Source organism: Candidatus Zixiibacteriota bacterium, from assembly GCA_034439475.1.
Taxonomy (GTDB): Bacteria; Zixibacteria; MSB-5A5; order GN15; family FEB-12; genus JAWXAN01.
This window is the reverse complement of the sequence record JAWXAN010000035.1, coordinates 45,637-64,760: the sequence shown is the minus strand read 5'-3', so window position 1 is coordinate 64,760 and position 19,124 is coordinate 45,637. Positions and strand designations below refer to the sequence as shown.

General features: G+C 47.5%; 15 protein-coding genes. 5 read left to right on the top strand and 10 right to left on the bottom strand.

Features of this window, described 5'->3' with window-relative positions; genetic code table 11:
• The first annotated feature begins 2 nt into the window (after positions 1-2).
• The gene (locus tag SGI97_05050) at positions 3-1,172 is read left to right on the top strand and encodes a type III PLP-dependent enzyme (protein MDZ4723252.1); all 1,170 of its coding nucleotides are present in this window, start codon (positions 3-5) and stop codon (positions 1,170-1,172) included.
• Between the two features lie 34 nt (positions 1,173-1,206).
• Positions 1,207-2,106 carry a polyamine aminopropyltransferase gene (gene speE, locus SGI97_05045; protein MDZ4723251.1) on the top strand — a complete coding sequence of 300 codons (900 nt, stop codon included), beginning with the start codon at positions 1,207-1,209 and terminating at the stop codon, positions 2,104-2,106.
• A 258-nt stretch (positions 2,107-2,364) separates the two neighbouring features.
• On the opposite strand, the gene SGI97_05040 is transcribed toward speE, so the two are convergent.
• From SGI97_05040 to SGI97_05030, 3 genes are read right to left on the bottom strand one after another with little or no spacing between them, the layout of a single operon-like run.
• Complete coding sequence (locus SGI97_05040) at positions 2,365-3,282, bottom strand: decaprenyl-phosphate phosphoribosyltransferase (protein MDZ4723250.1); 918 nt, start codon at positions 3,280-3,282, stop codon at positions 2,365-2,367.
• A gap of 21 nt (positions 3,283-3,303) precedes the next feature.
• A complete protein-coding gene (locus SGI97_05035) occupies positions 3,304-3,948 on the bottom strand; it encodes an EpsI family protein (GenBank protein MDZ4723249.1) in 645 nt (214 codons plus the stop codon).
• Complete coding sequence (locus SGI97_05030; protein ID MDZ4723248.1) at positions 3,945-4,793, bottom strand: exosortase/archaeosortase family protein; 849 nt, start codon at positions 4,791-4,793, stop codon at positions 3,945-3,947. Before SGI97_05030 ends, SGI97_05035 begins: the two co-directional genes overlap by 4 nt.
• 161 nt (positions 4,794-4,954) lie before the next feature.
• Here SGI97_05030 and SGI97_05025 point away from each other — a divergent pair, with 161 nt between their 5' ends.
• A complete protein-coding gene (locus SGI97_05025) occupies positions 4,955-5,896 on the top strand; it encodes a diacylglycerol kinase family protein (protein MDZ4723247.1) in 942 nt (313 codons plus the stop codon).
• 6 nt (positions 5,897-5,902) lie between these two features.
• The gene (locus tag SGI97_05020; GenBank protein ID MDZ4723246.1) at positions 5,903-6,511 is read left to right on the top strand and encodes a DUF5683 domain-containing protein; all 609 of its coding nucleotides are present in this window, start codon (positions 5,903-5,905) and stop codon (positions 6,509-6,511) included.
• Between the two features lie 5 nt (positions 6,512-6,516).
• Here the strand turns inward: SGI97_05020 and SGI97_05015 are convergent, their stop codons facing one another.
• From SGI97_05015 to gmd, 5 genes are all read right to left on the bottom strand, one after another.
• Positions 6,517-7,965, bottom strand: a complete 1,449-nt coding sequence (locus SGI97_05015; protein MDZ4723245.1) for an HD domain-containing protein — start codon at positions 7,963-7,965, stop codon at positions 6,517-6,519.
• On the bottom strand, positions 7,962-10,043 hold the full coding sequence (locus SGI97_05010) for a HEAT repeat domain-containing protein (protein ID MDZ4723244.1): 2,082 nt from the start codon (positions 10,041-10,043) through the stop codon (positions 7,962-7,964). The genes SGI97_05015 and SGI97_05010 overlap by 4 nt, the downstream gene beginning before the upstream one ends.
• Before the next feature lie 130 nt (positions 10,044-10,173).
• Positions 10,174-11,511, bottom strand: coding sequence for a nucleotide sugar dehydrogenase (locus SGI97_05005; protein ID MDZ4723243.1), 1,338 nt, complete (start codon positions 11,509-11,511; stop codon positions 10,174-10,176).
• Complete coding sequence (locus tag SGI97_05000) at positions 11,512-12,492, bottom strand: GDP-mannose 4,6-dehydratase (protein MDZ4723242.1); 981 nt, start codon at positions 12,490-12,492, stop codon at positions 11,512-11,514.
• A gap of 4 nt (positions 12,493-12,496) precedes the next feature.
• Entirely contained in the window at positions 12,497-13,465 is a 969-nt protein-coding gene (gene gmd / locus SGI97_04995) for a GDP-mannose 4,6-dehydratase (protein ID MDZ4723241.1), read from the bottom strand.
• Positions 13,466-13,649: 184 nt separating this feature from the next.
• Between gmd and SGI97_04990 the strand changes: the two genes are divergently transcribed.
• Positions 13,650-14,657, top strand: coding sequence for a tetratricopeptide repeat protein (locus tag SGI97_04990; GenBank protein ID MDZ4723240.1), 1,008 nt, complete (start codon positions 13,650-13,652; stop codon positions 14,655-14,657).
• Between the two features lie 18 nt (positions 14,658-14,675).
• Here SGI97_04990 and SGI97_04985 read toward each other — a convergent pair whose 3' ends face one another.
• Entirely contained in the window at positions 14,676-15,440 is a 765-nt protein-coding gene (locus SGI97_04985; protein MDZ4723239.1) for a hypothetical protein, read from the bottom strand.
• Positions 15,441-16,030: 590 nt separating this feature from the next.
• Positions 16,031-18,772, bottom strand: a complete 2,742-nt coding sequence (locus SGI97_04980; protein MDZ4723238.1) for an ATP-binding protein — start codon at positions 18,770-18,772, stop codon at positions 16,031-16,033.
• Positions 18,773-19,124 lie beyond the last annotated feature (352 nt).

Here is a 19,124-nt window from a genome sequence, read left to right as displayed (position 1 = left end):
TAATGACTCACTCATTACATTTCTCGACCATCGAAGAAACACCTGTTTTTCGAGGAATAGACACTGCTCTTATCCGAGAGTATTTCGCAAATAAAGGCCTGGAGACGCCGACACTGTTACTGTCCCGCTCCGAGATTGGCCGGAACTACGACTCGCTTAAAGCGGCTCTCCCGCGAGTGGGGATTCACTATGCGGTGAAATCCAACAACCATCCGGTGATTCTCGCGGAGATTTACAAACGGGGCGGACATTTTGATATCTGCTCGCTTGGTGAAATCGACGATGTTCTCAAAATCGGCGCCAAAGCCAATGAGCTTATTCATACCCATCCGGTGAAAAGTGTCGCCGAATTCGACGGCGCTATTGACCGCGGAGTAGAAGTCTTTGTTGTGGATAACGAAGAAGAGGTGAAAAAATTTCGCCGCTATACGAATAAGAAACTCAAAGTGATGATTCGCTTTCGAATCGCCACCAACAATACCGCTGTGGTCAATCTGCAGCTCAAGTTTGGCTGTCTGGTCGACGAAGTTCTTCCGCTGGCCAAACAAATCGAAGATGCCGGCCACGAGTTCTACGGCCTCTCTTTCCATATTGGCTCGCAGTGCCTCTGGTCGGAGAACTACCTCAAAGCAATCGATGCCTCAAAGGCATTGATTGGCAAACTCGATACTGCCGGATTTAATACACGGGTATTGGATATCGGCGGCGGCTTCCCGGTGCAGTATGTCGAGCCGATTCCTTCGACTGAGGATTTCTGCGCTCCTATCCGCAAGGCCTTGGATAAAAAAATCCGTCCAGGTGTAAAACTTATCAGCGAGCCGGGCAGATTTATTTCCGCGAGTCCTGTGACTTTGGTCTGCTCGATTATTGGCAAATCGTTTCGCGATGGCAAAATGTGGTATTTCCTCGATGACGGACTTTACTCCACATTTTCAGGCATCCTCTATGACCATTGCCAGTATCCAGTCGTGACAGACCGTCAGGGAGAAGGGAAGCTTTCTGTCCTCTCGGGTCCGACCTGCGATTCGTTCGATGTAATGTACGACGGGCTGATGATTCCCGAACAGCAGATAGGCGACCTGTTTGTGTTCCCCTGTACAGGCGCGTACTGTTCGGTCTCCGGTTCTAATTTCAACTCGCTCAAACGCCCCGAATACCGGGTCGTTGACTAAGCGCGTTATAGACGAGAAGGAAAAGAAAGAGAAAATGCACGAGCAAAAGACCGCCGAGCGCGGAGTCTCTGTCGCCGGAATGGAAGACCTCTGGAATGTCTGGTATTCAGAGCTTCACGAGCATTGCGCAGGCCTGACAGTTAAAGTCGATCGGGTTTTGGAATCAACACAATCCGATTTTCAGCGGATCGATGTCCTTGAGAACAAGTTCTTCGGAAAAATACTTGTTCTCTATGGCTCGCTCATGGCATGCGACAATGACAACAACGCCTATAACGAGATGATTACCCATGTTCCGCTTTTTACGCATCCGAATCCACGCAATGTTCTCATTATAGGCGGCGGCGACTGCGGCGCGCTGACCGAAGTGCTCAAACATCCGGTAGTCGAAAAGTGCACAATGTGCGAGATAGATAAAATGGTGGTCGAAGTCTCCCAGCGGCATCTGCCGCATCTGACGACTGGCCTGGATGACCCTCGCGCCAACGTTATCTTTGCCGATGGGAAACATTTTATCGAGAACACAAAAGAGAAGTTTGAGTTGATAACTCTCGACCTTTCTGATCCGATCGGCCCGGCGGCAGATCTGTTCCAGAAGCCGTTCCATCAGAAAGTGTATGACACGCTGACCGATAACGGCATCATGATTGCCCAGTCTGAGTCGCCGTTTTATCACAAGGCGGCGATACGGCCGATGTATGAAAACCTCAAAGACATCTTCCCGATTGTGAAGATGTACACCGCCTTCATGCCGATTTATCCTTCGGCCTATTGGTCATTTGCCTTCTGCAGCAAAAAATATGACCCGCCGTCGCAATTTGACCAGAAGCGCTATGACAAACTGGAGTCATCCTTGAAAACGCGCTACTATAACGCAGAAATTCACAAAGCCGCTTTCGCTCTCCCGCCGTTCGTCAAAGAGTTGATAGATTAGGTATTGCAGGTCACCAAAGGGTGAGTCGTTTCGAGGAACGAAGTGACCCTCCACGGCGGGCAGGCGAAGCAACCTCAGTTAAGGTTATCAGTGCTGTCAGGCGCCCTCCTTCGGCGGACTTGAAAGCCCTCGCCTGACAGTTCAATCATAATGTCGGGCGAGGGCGTATTCTTCAGGAATAAAGACTCGCGGGGCATAAGAATGACTCGTGCTACAAGATGAAGAGAAGATGTCGAGACCTAAGAAGGTATGATCTACTTATATCGGGGAACTGAGATTCCCCGGGCTCGTATACAGAACAACAAAAACAGTAATCATCCAAAGAATAACAGTGAACAAAATTGGGCGGTCGCCAAACAACACTGTCGTCGGTGAACCCCCCTTGTCTTCTTTGTGAATCAAATAGAGATACCTGAAAATTCCATAGACAACAAACGGAATTGTCAAATAAAGGTTCTCAGTCCCCAACTTCTCTGAGACCTCGCTTGAAAAAGAATAGAGCATATACATCACCACCACCGACGGAGTTGTGACGGCAATAAGCTGGTCTAATAAATACGACGAGTATTTTCCCAGAATGGCCCGATGAGCGGTGGCTATTTTGTCCAACATAACAAGCTCGTGTCTTCGTTTGCCAAAAACCAAAAAGAGGGCCAGCAGAAACGTGTTTATAAGCATCCACTTTGAAGCGACAACATCAATAGCCGCCGCGCCTGCAAAAGTTCGAAGGACAAAACTGAAGGCAATGCTCATGGCATCCAGAATGACAACATTTTTGAGCGCGAACGAGTAGGCGAGATTGAGAAGTACAAATGTGCCTGCTATGACAAAAAAACTTCTTCCCAACAGCCACGCTCCAGCCAGACCAGCGGCCATGAGAAGTGAGGCAAAGACCACAGCCTGGGTCGGACTCACTTTTCCAGAGGCAATCGGACGGCTTTTTTTGAGCGGATGGATTTTGTCTTTGTCGCGATCGACCAAGTCGTTGATAGTATACATCGACGACGAGAGCAGGCAAAAAATCACAAAGGCGGCTATGATTCGTTCGATTTTGTAAACCGAGCCAGCCTCGCCAGCGAAGACTAATGGAATGATAACCAGCCCGTTTTTAATCCACTGCTCGGGGCGGGCGAGTCGGAATAGCCATTCGAATATTTTTGGTGACAGGGTTCCCATATCAAATCCCGCTGATATACCTTAGTCTCCGAAAGGGAGCGCTTTTTCTATAGACGGATAAAAGTTCGCAAAATAGGCTGTGGCTCGTTCGGTCGCTTTCTCAATGCTGTCGTTGCGCTCAAGTGGGACGGTCAGCCTGACGATGGCGGCATCGGTCGGTTTCAGGAAAAGTGAGTTCTTCATGAGGTCCCATTTGAGCATGAATTCATCGTCAATATCTCCATTGCGTGTTTCAAACCAATAGAACATAATTTGTTTGCGGTCACGTTCGCCGATTATCAGCCGGTTGACCTGTTTGGTCTTGCCATCGGGCAGACTAAGCGCGTACCGCTCGAGCCGTTCTATATTCCATCCGCCGCCGGGCAGGCAATGTTTGGGCGAATGAATCTGACTTCCGTATTTCTGAGAGGCAAAATAGGCGATAAATAGCCAGAGCTGTTCTCCCGAAGGCCCGCGGTAATAGCGGAGTGTGGTCGTGTCGGCTTTTAGTATGCCGTAGCTTTCCTCCGAGAAGCGTCGTTCATCACCGATATAGCCGTTGACGTTCAGCGGAATCTCGCTGAATTGGACCGGACGGTCGGGAGTCTGCTCGATAAACCTCAAATAGTTTCCGAATGCCCCTCCCAAGAACAAGATGATTGAGGCAATTATCACCGGGCGGCTCATTTGAACACCTGTTTGAGTATCAATCCAACGACAAACAGCATAACAAATGCAATAACAAAAACCATGAGCCCCATGATTGAATGCCAAGGCTCGGTTGTAACTTCGGCAAAGCCTGAGCCAACCAGCACCGTTGTTGTAAAGACCCGAACGACATTGGCAAATACCGCGATAGGTATGGTCGAAAGAAAAAGAATTATCTGGGGTAGGAACCGCCGCTGACTTGTGTGAGCAAACAGGGCCCCGAGCGCAAGGAGCGAGACAAGTGAGCGCATTCCAGAGCAGGCTTCTGCGACCTCAAGCGAGTGTCCAGCTATATGGATAATATTCCCCTGCCGGACGACGCCCATCCCCACAGTATCGAGTACAAAGACGGTGATTGTTGTCGCGAAGGCCTGCATCGGAAACGTTGCGGCGTAATAAATAACATACGGGATGGGAATCATGAACAGCAGAAAGAAAAAGGCGAACCAGTTCGCCCGCACAATCGCTCGACCGAAGAGGTAACAGACCAGCCCGCACAAGACGAGCAGGAAAGAAAAACGGACGGTAAAATATTCGGAGGCGCCATTGCCCAGGATAAATAGCCCCATTCCGATGACAATAGGCACAATCCCGAGAATATCATGCGACAAGACGATCGCACTCAGTTGCTTCCGCTGCGTCCAGATAAGATATCCCGAAACAAGAGGCACCAAAAAGCCATGGGAATAGTTATCGTCTTCGTACCAGTTGACGATCAAATCAGATAGGGCAGGGGCATAGATTCCGATCAAAATGATAAATGGTATCAGATACCAGATATTTTGAAGCGAGGGTTTTGAAGAGGCCACGGCGGTCGTAGACATATAGCGTTAAGATACTCTCTTTGGGACGTCTAATCAACTGGTAATAGCTTTGTCGACACTCGTTATCTTCTCTTTACAGAGCAGGTTAGTTGCATGTATCTTATAAAAACGAACTGAGACAGAACAACTGGTCTATGACGGAGATATGAGCTACTTCAAATATGTTTAAACGCCGCAAACGGATATCCGGAAAATCTCACTTTTGCCTTCTTGTCAATAAAAAGTCGGCTGAATATGATCCGAAAGCTATCACCAAACTCACAACCGCTATCAAAGAACAGGGGGGCTTCTATACCATAACCGAACCTGAAACCGCAGGCGAACTGTTGGAGCATGCCCATGCCGCGGCATCGAACAAATTACAGGAACTGCCGGGTGATGCATCCAAATGGGGCAAGATTACCGCGCTCATTGCCTGCGGAGGGGACGGAACCGTCAATCTTGCTGCCCGGGCGGCGCTTGAACATGATATGCCCATTGGCATTCTTCCGCTTGGACGATGGAACAATATTGCTCGGTCTCTGTATTCCGATCGAAGCACCGATAAAGTCATCACCCAGATTCTTTCCGGAAAAACGCGGATGGCCGACAGCGCAGTGGCATCGGGACAACCATTCTTTGGCTCGATCGGACTTGGTTTTGTTCCGCTCTTTGCCGAAGAGTTCAGTCAGCGCAAATTCCCCCGTTTGTTTAACTTCGGCTGGGCATCCCTCGGATCACAGATTGCTTCGAAAGTAAAAGCGGAAGCCATGACTATAAAAGTGGACAGCTTTCGGTTTGAAGTCACGCCCATTATGATAAATATAAACCTTGTGCCCTACACTGTCGGCTTGCCCATGTCGCCGGTGTCGCTCACTGACGATGGCAGCGCCGAAGTTATTTTTGACTACGGAAATCATGCAGATGAGTTTTCCGCCTATACCCGTAAGATAGCCAAAGGCGAATATGTCTATGGAAACATCATTCGTCTCTATCGAGGCAAAGTTATAACCTGTCAGCCAACCAAAGGAAAAACGCTTTATCTCGACGGCGAGCTTATCATTCTGCCAAATAATTCACTCGAGGTAAGCATGGCTCCAAAACAGCTGACAGTATTGGCCTGATAATCCATGACATGGCCTATCATTATTTTCGTTGATTTACTGCTTGTGTTTTCTGCATCAGGGGTGAGCGCGCAAGATGACTCAATCTACACTGATAGGATAAAAATCTCCGATACAACAACCAGCGATACGGTCATTTTTATCCCCGACGAACCGGAAGAAGGCGCTCTGAAGGTGGATAACCCAGTTGACTTGGAAACAAGATTGGTACAGAATCCGACCAAAGCGCTCTTTCGCTCGATGCTCGTGCCGGGTCTTGGCCAGATAAAGAATAGAAGTTATATCAAAGCGGGAATTATTATTGGTTTTGAGACTTGGTTTATAGCATCAGCGATACACTACGGCCGCCAGGCATCGAATTTCCGCAAGCAATACACGGCGGCAACAAGTATCAGCCAGAGGAATGTGTTGTACGGACTGTATGAAAACCGCCGTGATAATAGCTATAAGTTTCGCTGGTTTGCTGGAATTGCCATTTTTGTTTCGATGTTTGATGCCTATGTCGATGCCCATTTATCTGGCTCGCCGAGTATGCAGGAGAATCACAAAGTGGATCTATCGATATTTCCGGACGATGCTGGCGGTGTGAATGCGATGCTTACACTCACGTTTTGAATCAACTATTTATCTTCAAGCACAAAAGATTTCAGATCAAGACCATACCGTTCGGGATCTATTTGCCGGGCTATTTTCCGGCCGGCATGCTCCAGTTGTGAGAGATCTGTCCAGAGCGGGTCGGCCAGAAGTCCTTTTTCGTCACCGACGATTTTGATATACGGCCTTGAGCGGTCAGTGTCATTGTTGGTGAGAACCAACGCTATTTCATTGGTGGTCAACAGCACAAGTGTTCCAGCAGGATAGATTCCGATGATATTACTAAATAGTTTGAGCAAAAAGGGATCGAATTTGACTTTCATCTGATAGCTCATCTTTTTCAACACGACATCGGGGCCCATCGCTTTTTTCAGGTATACCCGTCCCGAAGTCAATGCGTCGAAAGTGTCGGCGATTGAAATAACCTTTGAAAACAGATCCGGCGCCCTCTGCTGGTAACGAAGGGAGGGATAACCAGTGAAGTCATTGTTGATATGATGCTCAAATGCGCCGCGCGCCGCGCGGGCGGTGTGGACGTCGAGCTTCATATTGCGAAGAATCGTCTTGGCGCCAAGATGAGGATGTCTCTGCATTTGCAGCCAGTCGTCCTCGTCATAGGCACCAGGTTTGCGAATCAAATCCGTCGAGAGTTTAACTTTGCCAATGTCATAAAAAAGCGCCGAAAATCCGAGCTGTGACAGGCGCGGTCGGTCGAGATTGAGCCGTACGCCCATAGTCAAGGAGTAGACACACACATTTGTCGAATGAGCGTAGGTATAGTCGTCAAAATTGCGAATTGCGGTGAGCTCGATTAGCGAGGACTCATCGCGAGTAATGTGGTCGATAAGACTGTGGACCACCCTGCGTGTTTTGGAGGCGTTTATTCCCTTATCCTTAGCTGCGCTGAGCACAACTTCCTCTACGACCGACACGGCTTGGAAGAATGTCGTTCGCGCCGCAGCCCTGACTTTCTGACGCACTTCTTTATTTTCAAATGGAACTTCGCTTCCAACCTCTTTGAATGACAGCAATTGAATCGACGGCAAGCCATGGTTCTTCAGTTTCCCGCTGAGAGATTCAATATTTTCCTCCGATGGGCGCATGGCGGAAATGAAGGTGAAAAATCGGCTCAACTCTTCAAGGGTAACCGACGATTCAATGTGAGCGCCAGCGACACCAAGCATTTTCCACTCGGCGACCACGCTTGCAGCGCCGGACAGACCCTGGTCATCGAAACGCACCATCTGTTCATTGACAAAATAACGACCTGAGATAATTTTGATGGAAATTCTGCTATGCTCAGAAGCAAGCCCTTTGAATATCTCGTAAAACCCGCTCAGACGGCTTTTAAAGGTTGCATTATTCTGCTCCAATATTCGCGCTGTTTTGTAGAGCACGAAAAAAGAAGTAAGCATGTTTTCTTCAGCCTTGCCAGCCAACAAGCGGGGCGCAGCGTCAGTTGCTGGACTGTTCATTTCGTTCCTCCGAATATGGTTTCACGCCGTCTGCGGAGAGTTTCCTGAGCCCGCTTGCGAATGCCGGGCCGCCAGCTTGAGCAGAGCCTGAGCAGAAGCTTCTCGCACCGTTCACTCTCATTGAATCTCAGGGACTCAAATGCAGATGCTCGCACAAATGAAAGCTTCTTGTTAAAACCAAAGTTATATTTGAGGATTTTCTCCGAGAAGAAATCGATGGCTTCAGCTCCTCCCAGCTTGGAGAAAGCGTTATGAACTGACTGACGCTCTTCTATATCCAGCGTGTCGAGTCGATCTCCCATAATGAGGGAATTAATAACAGTAAACGAACGAGGCGTTTGTTTTAAGACGATTGATTCGATAGCTTCTTTGCGTATTGCGGCCGAAGTATCAAAAACCATCATTCCCAAAACAGCCAATGATTCTTCCACCGGACTATCTTTGAGCCGGCTGATCAATTCCTTGCGCACAGCAAGGTTTTCATTTGAGGCAGCTTTACGAAGGTAGTTGAACGCAGCCGGATCCTCTATCTGTGCCAGGACAGTTATTGTATTGATAACTACATCGGGTCGCTTGTCGAATATCCCTTTGGCGATGATATGGATTTGTTCTTTACCCGCTTTGACGAGAAAATCAGAGAGCATGGCATAGTATCCCCGGTCGGTGATCCAGCCAACAAGTTCAGTTATTCCCAGAAGCGATTCTTTGCCGAAGACTTGCAGATACCTGCGAAGGTCCGCGGGGCCAAGATTCGGGTGAGTGTTAACCGAGTCGGCCAGCAGTCTAATCCGCTCACGGCTTCCGGCCATCGCCCTCGCTTCTTTCAGACGTTCCGCCCACATCGGTTTCTCTGCCCTGACAGCAGCATCGAGCGTCTCAAAGTATTCCAGAATTTGTCCGGCCTCCGTCAGACGTCCGTTTTCTATGAATTCGCCGTGTACTTTTTCGATAATGGTAACTGTCTCATAGAAACCAGTCATGTCGGTTTCCTGATGCAGCATCTCTTTGCAGAGTTCAAGAGTAGATTCATTCATATCGAAATCAGCATCGTGAGCAGTTAATGTTTTTACATACTCTTTCTCTTCCTGAGAAAGTTTGAGTTCATCATTAAGCAGCAATGCAGTTTCGATGACTGAGCGTCCCGAAAGTGGACCCGAACTGCCGGAAGCAGAGGTGGATTTACTTCCCACAGCATCTCGCGGGAGTTCTGCGGGGAAATTAAAAAGCTCCGAGATTCCGGGCTGGGAACTATTGCCACTTGCTTCTTTAAGGCCCAGTTCCTCAAGCTGCTCTGAATCGGAATCGCTATATCCGATCTTCTTCGCGCTGGAATGTGTTGGTTGGGACAGTCCGGAACCCGAGGCTGTTGGTTGTTGTCCCTGTTTTGGCGCTGGACTTTGTCCAGTCGTCATTCCCTGATTCTTCGCTTGAGGTATACCAAAGTTCCCATTTTCGATGAAAATGCTATCACCGAAAACTATTTCTTCATCAGCATTAGGGCTGCCATCATCGAGTATATCCCCTTCGGTAAAAATGGAATTATACTTGTCAGCGCTGTCTCCCGACGAATATCCGCCGCCACCTCTTTGGGTCTCTTTGACTTTAAGGTCTCCTTCGTAACCTGAGAGGGCGACATCTTCAACAGTATTGAAGGTGATGTTCGGGCTTCCCATTTCCCAGAGCAGGGCGACAAGGTCCAAAGATTTATTGGTCGCATTTACAAATGTTTTGAGCACATCAAGGAAGTGATAAATGTCGTCAACGCTTAATTCCGCGCCGAAACGAATCGTAGTAATCCCGCTGGTGAAAAAGAGTCCTGCAAGTGACTCTTCCTTGGATTTGTCAGTGTAGGCGACTTCGCCGTTATAGACAAGGTTGTCCTTATTGACTGTGACGGCAATCTCTCCAAAGTCTTCGATAAGGTCGACCAGCTTTTCTGAGAATGTACGCTTAAGCGAGGCCGGCAGAGGATTACCCTCCGGATACATCGAAACGACTTTGATTACTTTCAGCAGGTCTTTGAGGATGAGGCCAATACTCGAGAGTGTTTTTGAGTTAGCTGTTTGTATTTCTATCATAAAATATGCCTATCGATATACTATTCGGCACATTATGACTAATCTTGAAGGAGAGACAGACACAGAAAACCGACTTGAGACAATCAAGAGTTATCTCAATGCAGTTGAATAACCTATAAGGAAAAGCCTGTTAGAGTAATTCGATCTTCTGTCTGTTTTTGAGAACCTTTTTGGTCGCATTCCGGGTATCGAAAATAGCCTTTGACTTGTCCACAATCCACTGGTAATTATAAAGGGTATGGTCGGTTACGATAACCACAAGATCCGCTTTTGCCAAAACAGAGTCTGTCAACTTGGTCGATTTTGCCAATTTATCACGCCAATTGAACGTCGGAACATAGGGGTCGTTGTATGTCACCTTTGCCCCTTTGTCTTCGAGTAATTTTATTACGTCCAATGCCGGAGATTCACGGACATCCTGAATGTCTTTTTTGTAGGCCAATCCCAGCACGAGTACCGAGGATTTATTTAGGGCTTTGGCAAAACGATGATTCATGAATCCGGAAATACGCTCGACCACATATTCGGGCATGTGGCTGTTAATTTCCCCGGCCAGTTCAATAAATCGGGCGTAGTAGTTGAGCGACTTCAGTTTCCATGAGAGATAATGCGGGTCAATGGGAATGCAATGCCCTCCAAGTCCCGGCCCGGGATAGAACGGCATAAATCCGAATGGCTTCGTTGCCGCGGCATCAATAATTTCCCAGACATCGATTTTGAGCCGCTCGCACATCAGAGCGACTTCGTTAACAAGGCCGATATTCACCGAGCGGAAAGTATTCTCAAGCAGTTTGACCATCTCCGCGGCCTGGGTCGAGGAAACGGGATAGACGTTTGGAATTGTGGCTTCATAAAAAGTCTTAGCCACTAATGTGCAATTGGGTGTAATTCCCCCGACCACTCTTGGTGTGTTGCGGGTATTATACTTGGCATTACCCGGGTCAACGCGCTCAGGCGAGAAGGCAAGAAAGAAGTCTTTGCCGACTTTCATATCCCCCCCCTGCAAAAGCGGCAAAATCAATTCTTCGGTTGTACCGGGGTAGGTTGTGGATTCAAGGACCACAAGCGAGCCCTTTGTAAAATTGTCCTTCACAAACCCCATTGCCGAAAGGATGTAGCTGACATCGGGGTCTTTTGTTTTCGATAGCGGGGTCGGGACACAGATTGAAATTATATCAAGACCTGCAAGATCTTTCGGATTATCGGTCGCGAGAAACTTGCCGGTGGCCACAGACCCAGAGACAACCATATCAGGAATGTCGTCGATATCGGACTTTCCGGAGTTGAGCAATCTAACTTTTGTCGTTGAGATATCAAAGCCTGTAACTTTGAAACCGGCTTCGACAAGCGCCATTGCCAATGGAAGTCCCACATAGCCAAGACCTATGATGCCCGCTCTGGCTTTGCGGTCTTTTATCTTAGTCATCAGGGTATCGTAGTACGACCCTTTTACCTTTTTCGTCTTCATTTAGCCTTTCTTTCTCATTGATCGAACCTCAGTCCGCCAATACTGCAGTGTCTCCTGCAAAGTTTCACGAACACTGTATCGGCTTTTATACCCAAGTTGTTCAACCGCTTTCCGATTATCACCGCGCAAAATTGGAATATCTGATTTGCGAAGCCGCGCCTTGTCAACTCCCACTTTTATCTTCGCAGATGAGAGGCTCACCAGCCCCTCAAGCAACTTCTTTACCTCTACACTTTTTCCGCTGGAAAGTTGATAGATTTCGCCGGGTACTCCTTTTTCAACGGCCAGCCGGTAACCAGATACAATGTCTCGGACATCTGAGATATCCCGCCGCGCCGAAAGATCGCCCACACTGATAATCGGCTTTTGAATCCCGGCTTCGATCATGGCCACTTGCTTGGCAAACGATGGCACAACAAAGCTGTCAGTCTGCCTCGGGCCGCTGTGAGTGAAGGCGCGCGTAATGACTACTGGAAGACCATGTTGGCGAAAATAATACAAACTGGTCTGTTCCGCGGCCGCTTTGGAAATGCCATAAGGCGATATCGGATTGAGTGGCTGATTTTCTCTCAAGGTCTTATTCACAGGAGAAAATTTCCCATAGCAATCCGCAGAACCGACAAACAAAAAACGCTTTAGCGATCTCGTCTGCTTTGCCGCTTCAAGGAGATTGACTGTGCCACTGAGGTTTACATCAAAAGTCAGGCGCTCCATCTCAAAAGATTTCCCCACCGAGGCAATCGCGGCCAGATGAAACATATAGTCCGGTTTAAGGCGTATCACAATCTGTTCGGTTTTTTTCGCGTTTGTAATATCCAGTTCCACAAGGTTCAGTTTCTTCTGAATGTCTTTGAGATTACGAAGAGGCTCTTTCGTATTTGTTGAACCTGAAACAGTGTAGCCATGCGCCAAAAGCTCTTCGGCCAAAAACGATCCTGCAAACCCGGCGATGCCGGTGATAAACGCGTGCGGACGCTTCATTCGTTCAAAACGCTCTCAGCGCTGACAGACGCTTCATATCGGCATCGACCATCATTGTGACTAACTGTGTGAACGATACTTTTGGCTCCCATCCGAGTTTCTTGCGCGCTTGGCTCGGATCACCCAGAAGCAAATCAACTTCTGCCGGTCGGACAAAGCGCTGGTCGATGGTCACATATTTTTTGTAGTCCAAATCAAGGTGGCCAAATGCAAGTCGGACAAATTCTTCAACCGAATGCGTCTCACCCGATGCGATAACGAAATCGCCCGGATTTTCCTGTTGGAGCATAAGCCACATTGCCCTAACATAATCTCCGGCAAAGCCCCAGTCGCGTTTTGCGTCAAGATTGCCCAGCGCGAGGTTTTTTGCAAGTCCCAGTTTTATCCGAACGGCCCCATCGGTTATCTTACGCGTGACAAATTCAAGTCCCCTGCGCGGCGATTCATGGTTAAAAAGGATTCCCGATGAGGCATGCATACCATAGCTCTCGCGATAATTCACTGTGATAAAATGGCCGTAGACTTTGGCCACACCATACGGCGAGCGCGGATAGAAGGGGGTGCTTTCTTTCTGAGGAACTTCCTGCACCTTGCCGAACATCTCCGACGATGACGCTTGGTAGAATTTTATTTTCTTGTCGACATGGCGAATCGCTTCGAGGACTTTGGTGACACCCAGAGCATCGAATTCACCGGTCAAAACCGGCTGCACCCAGCTTGTGGGGACAAAAGACTGCGCGGCCAGATTATAAACCTCGTCGGGGTGGTGCGTATCAATTATCGAAATAATGGAAAGCTGATCAAGTAAATCGGCCTGTACAAGAGTCACACGATCGGTAATATGGTTTATGCGCTCGAAAGATTCAGTGGATGCACGTCGCACCATGCCGATAACCTCATACCCTTTTTCCAATAGAAGTTCAGCGAGGTAGGAGCCATCCTGTCCAGTTATACCAGTGATAAGAGCACGCATTCCGTATTCCTTATAGAGTCGGTTGTTTGTCCGTCGTTACTAAATCGGCAAAAAGCTTTCCAATATAGAACTGGCGGTTCAACGGGTCAACGGCTAAAGCAAGCAGGGATTTAGCTTTGTCTCTAGTTGAAATATAGGAAAGTATCGATTATACTTGAACGGATGCTACCACCAAGGAGACATAATGAGACTTTTCGTGTCCATCGGCACTATCGTATTAGCCATAGCCGCCATATTTATTGCGCCAGCAGATGCAATAGACCGAATATCCAAGCCAAACAAGGCAACTATGATTGATCCACAGGCTGAAATCACTGCCGATTCACTGTTAAAGCTGGCCGACTCGACCTTTCAAAAGCGCGACTATGCGACCGCGCTTGAACAATACGATTCGGCCGCCGCGCTGGCCCGCAAAGAGTTCAATCCGTCAATTGAGACCGAGGCCCTTTCACAGATGGCCCGTATGTATATTGGGCTGAACCGCATTGAAGAAGGCCGACCTATTCTTGAAAAAGCGAAGATTCGGGCCAATCAGAGTGACCAGATGGGCTGGAGTCGGTATTTGAGTGTGCGGGGACGCTTCGAATGGAAAGAGGACAGCCTTCCCAAATCCCGTGAGACGTTTATGGAACTGCATGAATACTGTCGAACCAACAACCTTTGGGCGCGGGCGGTCGATGCCGCAAATATGCTTGCGATTGTCTGCGAGAAACCCGAAGAGCGCATCGATTGGAGCCGACAGGGGATCGCCGCCGCCGAGGAAGGCGAAGTCCCAAGCTGGCTTGGGCCGCTTTGGAATAATCTTGGCGCCACATTTTATGAGATGAAAGCCTATGATAGTGCGCTTGCGGCCTATATCACTTCGCGCGAATACCACTGGCGTCATTCGGCTGAACGCTCGAAACTGTTTGCCGATTATCACATAGGCATGACCTATCGCCATCTGGGGGAATATGACGAGGCCGCAAAATGGATTCGCCCGATGCTGGCTTGGGCGGAGCGGCTGGAAGACCATGATGCCATCGCTCAGGCGCTTGAGGAGATGGGCGAAATTGAGATTGGGCTGGGCAAGACGAAACAGGGTGTTGAGACATTAAAGCAGGCGTTGAAAGAATATAGAATTGCTGGCAATGACAAGTCAAGACCTGATATTTTCAACGCGCTGGTCGAGAGGGTGAAGACGCTGGAGTAGGGGGGGTATTCTTCGAATTTATCCTATATCGATCAGACTGCATTTGTTAGTGATTGCTTTTTGAACAACCGCCTTTAAATCTTCATTCGAAATTCTGAGAGCCTGAGCCGTTGTAATTCTTATCAAAGAAAATCCATTCTTTTCACAAAGCATCGCTTTCTTGGAATCGTTTATCGTAATTCTTAAAAGATGCTCTTCTCCCCACACTGGCTTGAAATGTTGCTCTCCTTGAACTTCGATTGCAAGATTTTCACCAGTTAGTACGATGTCAAGTTCCAATTTTCCTAACCAGTCGAAGCCGCGATAATTGTAAGTAAAGCTTGTTGTCGGAAAGAGCTCCTTTAGTCTGTTTCGTAGAGAACGCTCCGCCTTACTAGATCCACGTATGGCCACCTGTCTTGCAAGCACGGCTGGTCCTATCATATCGAGATAAGAAGACAATAGTCTTAAAGCCTTTGCTTCTCGATTGTGATCACGGTAACGATATTGTGGCCAGCTCATGCTACCGTAAAGTTTGACATCTGTATCGTCCAAATGCTCTGGAGCGAGAAAGTCGGGATGTCGGAATTCTACGGCCACAGTTCCGTTATCCCACAAACACAGATTTGCAATACAAATATTTTCGCGAGTCTTGAATGATAGAAAGTAATTTGGTACAGTAGACTGTTCACGCGGATTTGATTTAGTCGCCACTAGTTCGTGTCGTTCCACTCCAGCGAGTAGTCTATTCGCCCGTGCTAATGATGCTGGGTCTGCTCGTTGATCAAATGTCTGTTTGGCCAAAATTGTCTCCCTTTATTCTATGCATATTATACATCTCAGATTGCTCTTGTTAAAACTAAATCCTCAACCCGTCATTGCGAGCCGCGGCTTCTTAGACGTGGCGTGGCAATCTCATGTTAGTCTGCTGCCGTGAGCGTCGCTTTAACTTTGGTGCGCGACCGGGACGTCCCGCACGAAGAACGGATATAGGGGCACCGGAAGGTATGATCTACGAATATCGGAGAACATGAGATTGCCACGTTTCACTTCAGAAAGTGAAACTCGCAATGACGTACTGAAACACTACACTCGTAATCTTGTACCACACTCGGCCACGGCGGGAAAGTGGGCAGACAGTGTTAGTCTTCGTGCGGGACGTCCCGGTCGCGCACCGATATTGATACCCACCGTCCCAACGAATGTCGAGACGCTTTGTGCGATGACAAAGAAATTTTATCACATGTCATTCCAGTCCGCCGTGGCGGAGAATCCATCTTCTCCGATAATTGTAGGTCAGGCAGCCCCGTCATTGCGGGCCGCGACTTCTTAGACGTGGCGTGGCAATCTCATATTTGGATTTGATCACCTCGGCGCTCGATATAAAATCAGAACTACTTGAGCGAATCTCTCAGTACTACGAAGTCAACGTCTGTCCTTTCTCCTTCAAGAAGTTTTGACCACATCCTCGAGGATTGTACTCTTGCAACATCGCTGAATCCCGGCGCTAGTCGGTCTATAGTTTCGAATAATTCGTCGTCGCTTACTTCAAAACAATACCGAAAGATATCGAGACCACTTGAGAATATTTTATCATACGCGTTCGACGGAGGAAAAATGTTTGAAAGACGCACGATGGCGTCCTTCAATTCGGGTTTTGGTAGGTAGCATACGACCGCCCAGCTTATGACTTTCAAAGCCTCGTACTCATTCCACTTTCTATCACAACTCCGTCTGCGAGTGCGGATTCTGCCACTGGCGCTAAGTTGTTCGAAATTCGTCAATATCTCAAAGAAAAAATCTGGCCATCGTTTCAAAACAAAATACCAGTAGTCTTGAAAAATATCCGAGTTCAATACCATTTCACCGCGATGGACGTGATAGAATTGCTTATATAATATCGGATCTTCATCCGAATTGATGCACCCTATAATAGATCCAATTACCTCTCGAGTAATTGTTCTAACGAGTGCGGAATATTCGATGCAGTCAGGTGCATAAACCAGATTATGAAGCAAGCTCAACTGGTGGTACTGTTGATAGAACTGGGCACTGGCGGACTCTGACTCTACCGGCTCAATATTTCTAATCTCAGTTACCAGTTCGGATGTGCCTCTTAAAGAACGATCCACCCCTGAAATTAGACCTTGTCCGGGACGCGGATTCAAGAGCGTTTGCTCAAAAGAATAGGGTAGGTTAATAACGCCCAATTCTCTAAGTGCCAAGTATTCAGGTTGTCGTTTTCCCATCAAGGGAAGGATGTCTTCACAATGCCTGGGATTTATTTGTGCCAAATTAATTATACTTCCAGGTATCTTGTCCAAATACCGAAACAATTTATCAAATAAACTGAAGCGAAGCACAAGTGATGAGCAGTCAACACCTCTTCCAGCCAACGAGGGGATTCCTCCATACTCTCCAAATATAGGATGTTCGATAGCTGGGAGCCAAAAATGAAGAAAGTAATCGACCGTCTCATCGGGGTAACACACTCGATCTTCTTCTTCTTCGTCTTCGTGCGAGGGTCTAAGTTTTTTGCCGATGGCAATATTTTTCAGGTAATCTGTCTTCCCAAGTAATTCCATGAGAAGGTCGGAACTGCCGCCCTTTTGAATGTGTGTGACAACCTGATCGTAATGATCCTGTTCCTCAAGATTCTCAATAAAGTACTTTGCCCACTCTAAATGTGCCTTGGTAAGCTCTGAACTGATCACTTCATCCAATAACAAGAAGTCGTGGAGCGTCTTGTGGCAAAGCTCGATTTGGTGTGACGGTGAATCGGGATAATCCCGCAACCATTGCCTTAGTTTGCTAATAACCGATTGCGTATACCGAGCATCTATGCCTCTTTGTTCGAGTATGGCCACCAAAACATCTAACCATACGCTACCTTCGGATACGAGCAATGTCGACAAAAATGGAACAATATGATCAAGAAACACTGTTCCATCGCTGTGCGACTTCCCCAAGTCATCAAGAGTCCGTTTATACAGGTCTTTCAATTTTTTTGGCAGTTGCTCGATTTCCTCTACGTTTAGATAAATATCATTCAAAACACCAATAACAACGTACTTTGCATATATAAATTGGCCATCTGTTGCCTTGGAAATTGCATTCGACCACTGTTCTCGAATTTCTTCGGAACGCCAGGTAGCGAGTTCACGTTTCACGTAATCAAAAATATCTTTTAGTTGTTCCTCATCTGTGAAGCTTAAAGTCATATCCGGATCACAGTCGAACTCTTTAATGTCTCTCGAAAGAATTACTGGAGTGACCAATCCCGACTCGGCTATTGTTTTGAGAAAGGCAATGATTTTTGATCTAGTCCCATCAGGCGCTTCATCGATCCCATCGACGATAAAGATAAACTTTCTTTCCGGCGAAGAGAATGTTTTGAGAACGTCAGACAACCAGTGCGCAATGTTAACGCTATCGAGATGTGGTTGTTCTTCTTGAGAAAAAATAGGCATATTCAATGAGTCGCTCAATTGCTTTGCAAGGCTGAGCCCCATATTGATGATCTCGTGAGTCAGGCTGTCATTATACAGGATATAATGAATGGCGACATAAATTGTTTGTTGCCCTTGTTGCCACTGTGGTTGTTTTAGTCTCCCGAACAAAGATGCCGCAATCGCAGATTTCCCAAAACCAGGTGGAGCAAAAAATAACCATGAAGATTTGTGTCTGGCTACCACCTCGTTTTCGATTTTGTTCATCAGATTTTTGCGACCGACAAACTTATCGGTTAAGGAACCAGTGCGGTTCTCAGTAATTTGGCTCAGCCAAGTAATGTTTTGCGGAAACTGGAAAGACTTAGAGTGGACCGATTTGGCTGATGGAGAGTCAGCCCGTTGGGACTCGCTATCGAAGTTATCTTGAAGGGTTTTCTTGATATCACTAGGAACGGACTCCACTTCTAAGGCATGAGTCTTAGAAGTTAAATCCTCTGGCGCTGAGAGAATTGCAAGCATTTTGGGTATTGAGGCTAGACCAGTTGCAAAATCTCTTTCGTTTCGAGGGGTACCGCCTTGGCGACGGCGATTGTGTGCGAGCGCATTATCCCTGAATTTTTTTACGTCATAGAAAACTTGTATGTCGGCCGGATCGAGCTTGAATTCCTTGCTGAAAAATGACAATCTTTAGGACAGTCTGAAAATCTTCATGGTCAAGGTGGCCGAATTTTCGGATTCGGATCTCGGCATCGCTTTTCTGCTTAGACGAGTCTAAAAGATAGTCATTCTCGAAAACTTGTTTCAACAATGTGGGGATAGAAGGATTGAATTTCTGGATTAAGAAAGGTAGGACGCTGGTATCAACAAAGTCGGAAATCTTGCCTTTTAGCTTAGGACTAATATCAGTCATATTGTATTTTGGATGACTCCTCGCTGCTATATATGCCATCATTCGAAGTCCAGCAAGCGAAATTCGCTGCCAGAGTGTGTGCAACGTGGTGTCGGGCGCCCCTACCCGACACATTTTAGACAGTCA

Coding starts and splice junctions, on each gene's coding strand:
- SGI97_05050 (MDZ4723252.1), top strand. CDS start 3: ATGACTCACTCATTACATTTCTCGACCATCGAAGAAACACCTGTTTTT.
- speE (MDZ4723251.1), top strand. CDS start 1,207: ATGCACGAGCAAAAGACCGCCGAGCGCGGAGTCTCTGTCGCCGGAATG.
- SGI97_05040 (MDZ4723250.1), bottom strand. CDS start 3,282: ATGGGAACCCTGTCACCAAAAATATTCGAATGGCTATTCCGACTCGCC.
- SGI97_05035 (MDZ4723249.1), bottom strand. CDS start 3,948: ATGAGCCGCCCGGTGATAATTGCCTCAATCATCTTGTTCTTGGGAGGG.
- SGI97_05030 (MDZ4723248.1), bottom strand. CDS start 4,793: ATGTCTACGACCGCCGTGGCCTCTTCAAAACCCTCGCTTCAAAATATC.
- SGI97_05025 (MDZ4723247.1), top strand. CDS start 4,955: ATGTTTAAACGCCGCAAACGGATATCCGGAAAATCTCACTTTTGCCTT.
- SGI97_05020 (MDZ4723246.1), top strand. CDS start 5,903: ATGACATGGCCTATCATTATTTTCGTTGATTTACTGCTTGTGTTTTCT.
- SGI97_05015 (MDZ4723245.1), bottom strand. CDS start 7,965: ATGAACAGTCCAGCAACTGACGCTGCGCCCCGCTTGTTGGCTGGCAAG.
- SGI97_05010 (MDZ4723244.1), bottom strand. CDS start 10,043: ATGATAGAAATACAAACAGCTAACTCAAAAACACTCTCGAGTATTGGC.
- SGI97_05005 (MDZ4723243.1), bottom strand. CDS start 11,511: ATGAAGACGAAAAAGGTAAAAGGGTCGTACTACGATACCCTGATGACT.
- SGI97_05000 (MDZ4723242.1), bottom strand. CDS start 12,492: ATGAAGCGTCCGCACGCGTTTATCACCGGCATCGCCGGGTTTGCAGGA.
- gmd (MDZ4723241.1), bottom strand. CDS start 13,465: ATGCGTGCTCTTATCACTGGTATAACTGGACAGGATGGCTCCTACCTC.
- SGI97_04990 (MDZ4723240.1), top strand. CDS start 13,650: ATGAGACTTTTCGTGTCCATCGGCACTATCGTATTAGCCATAGCCGCC.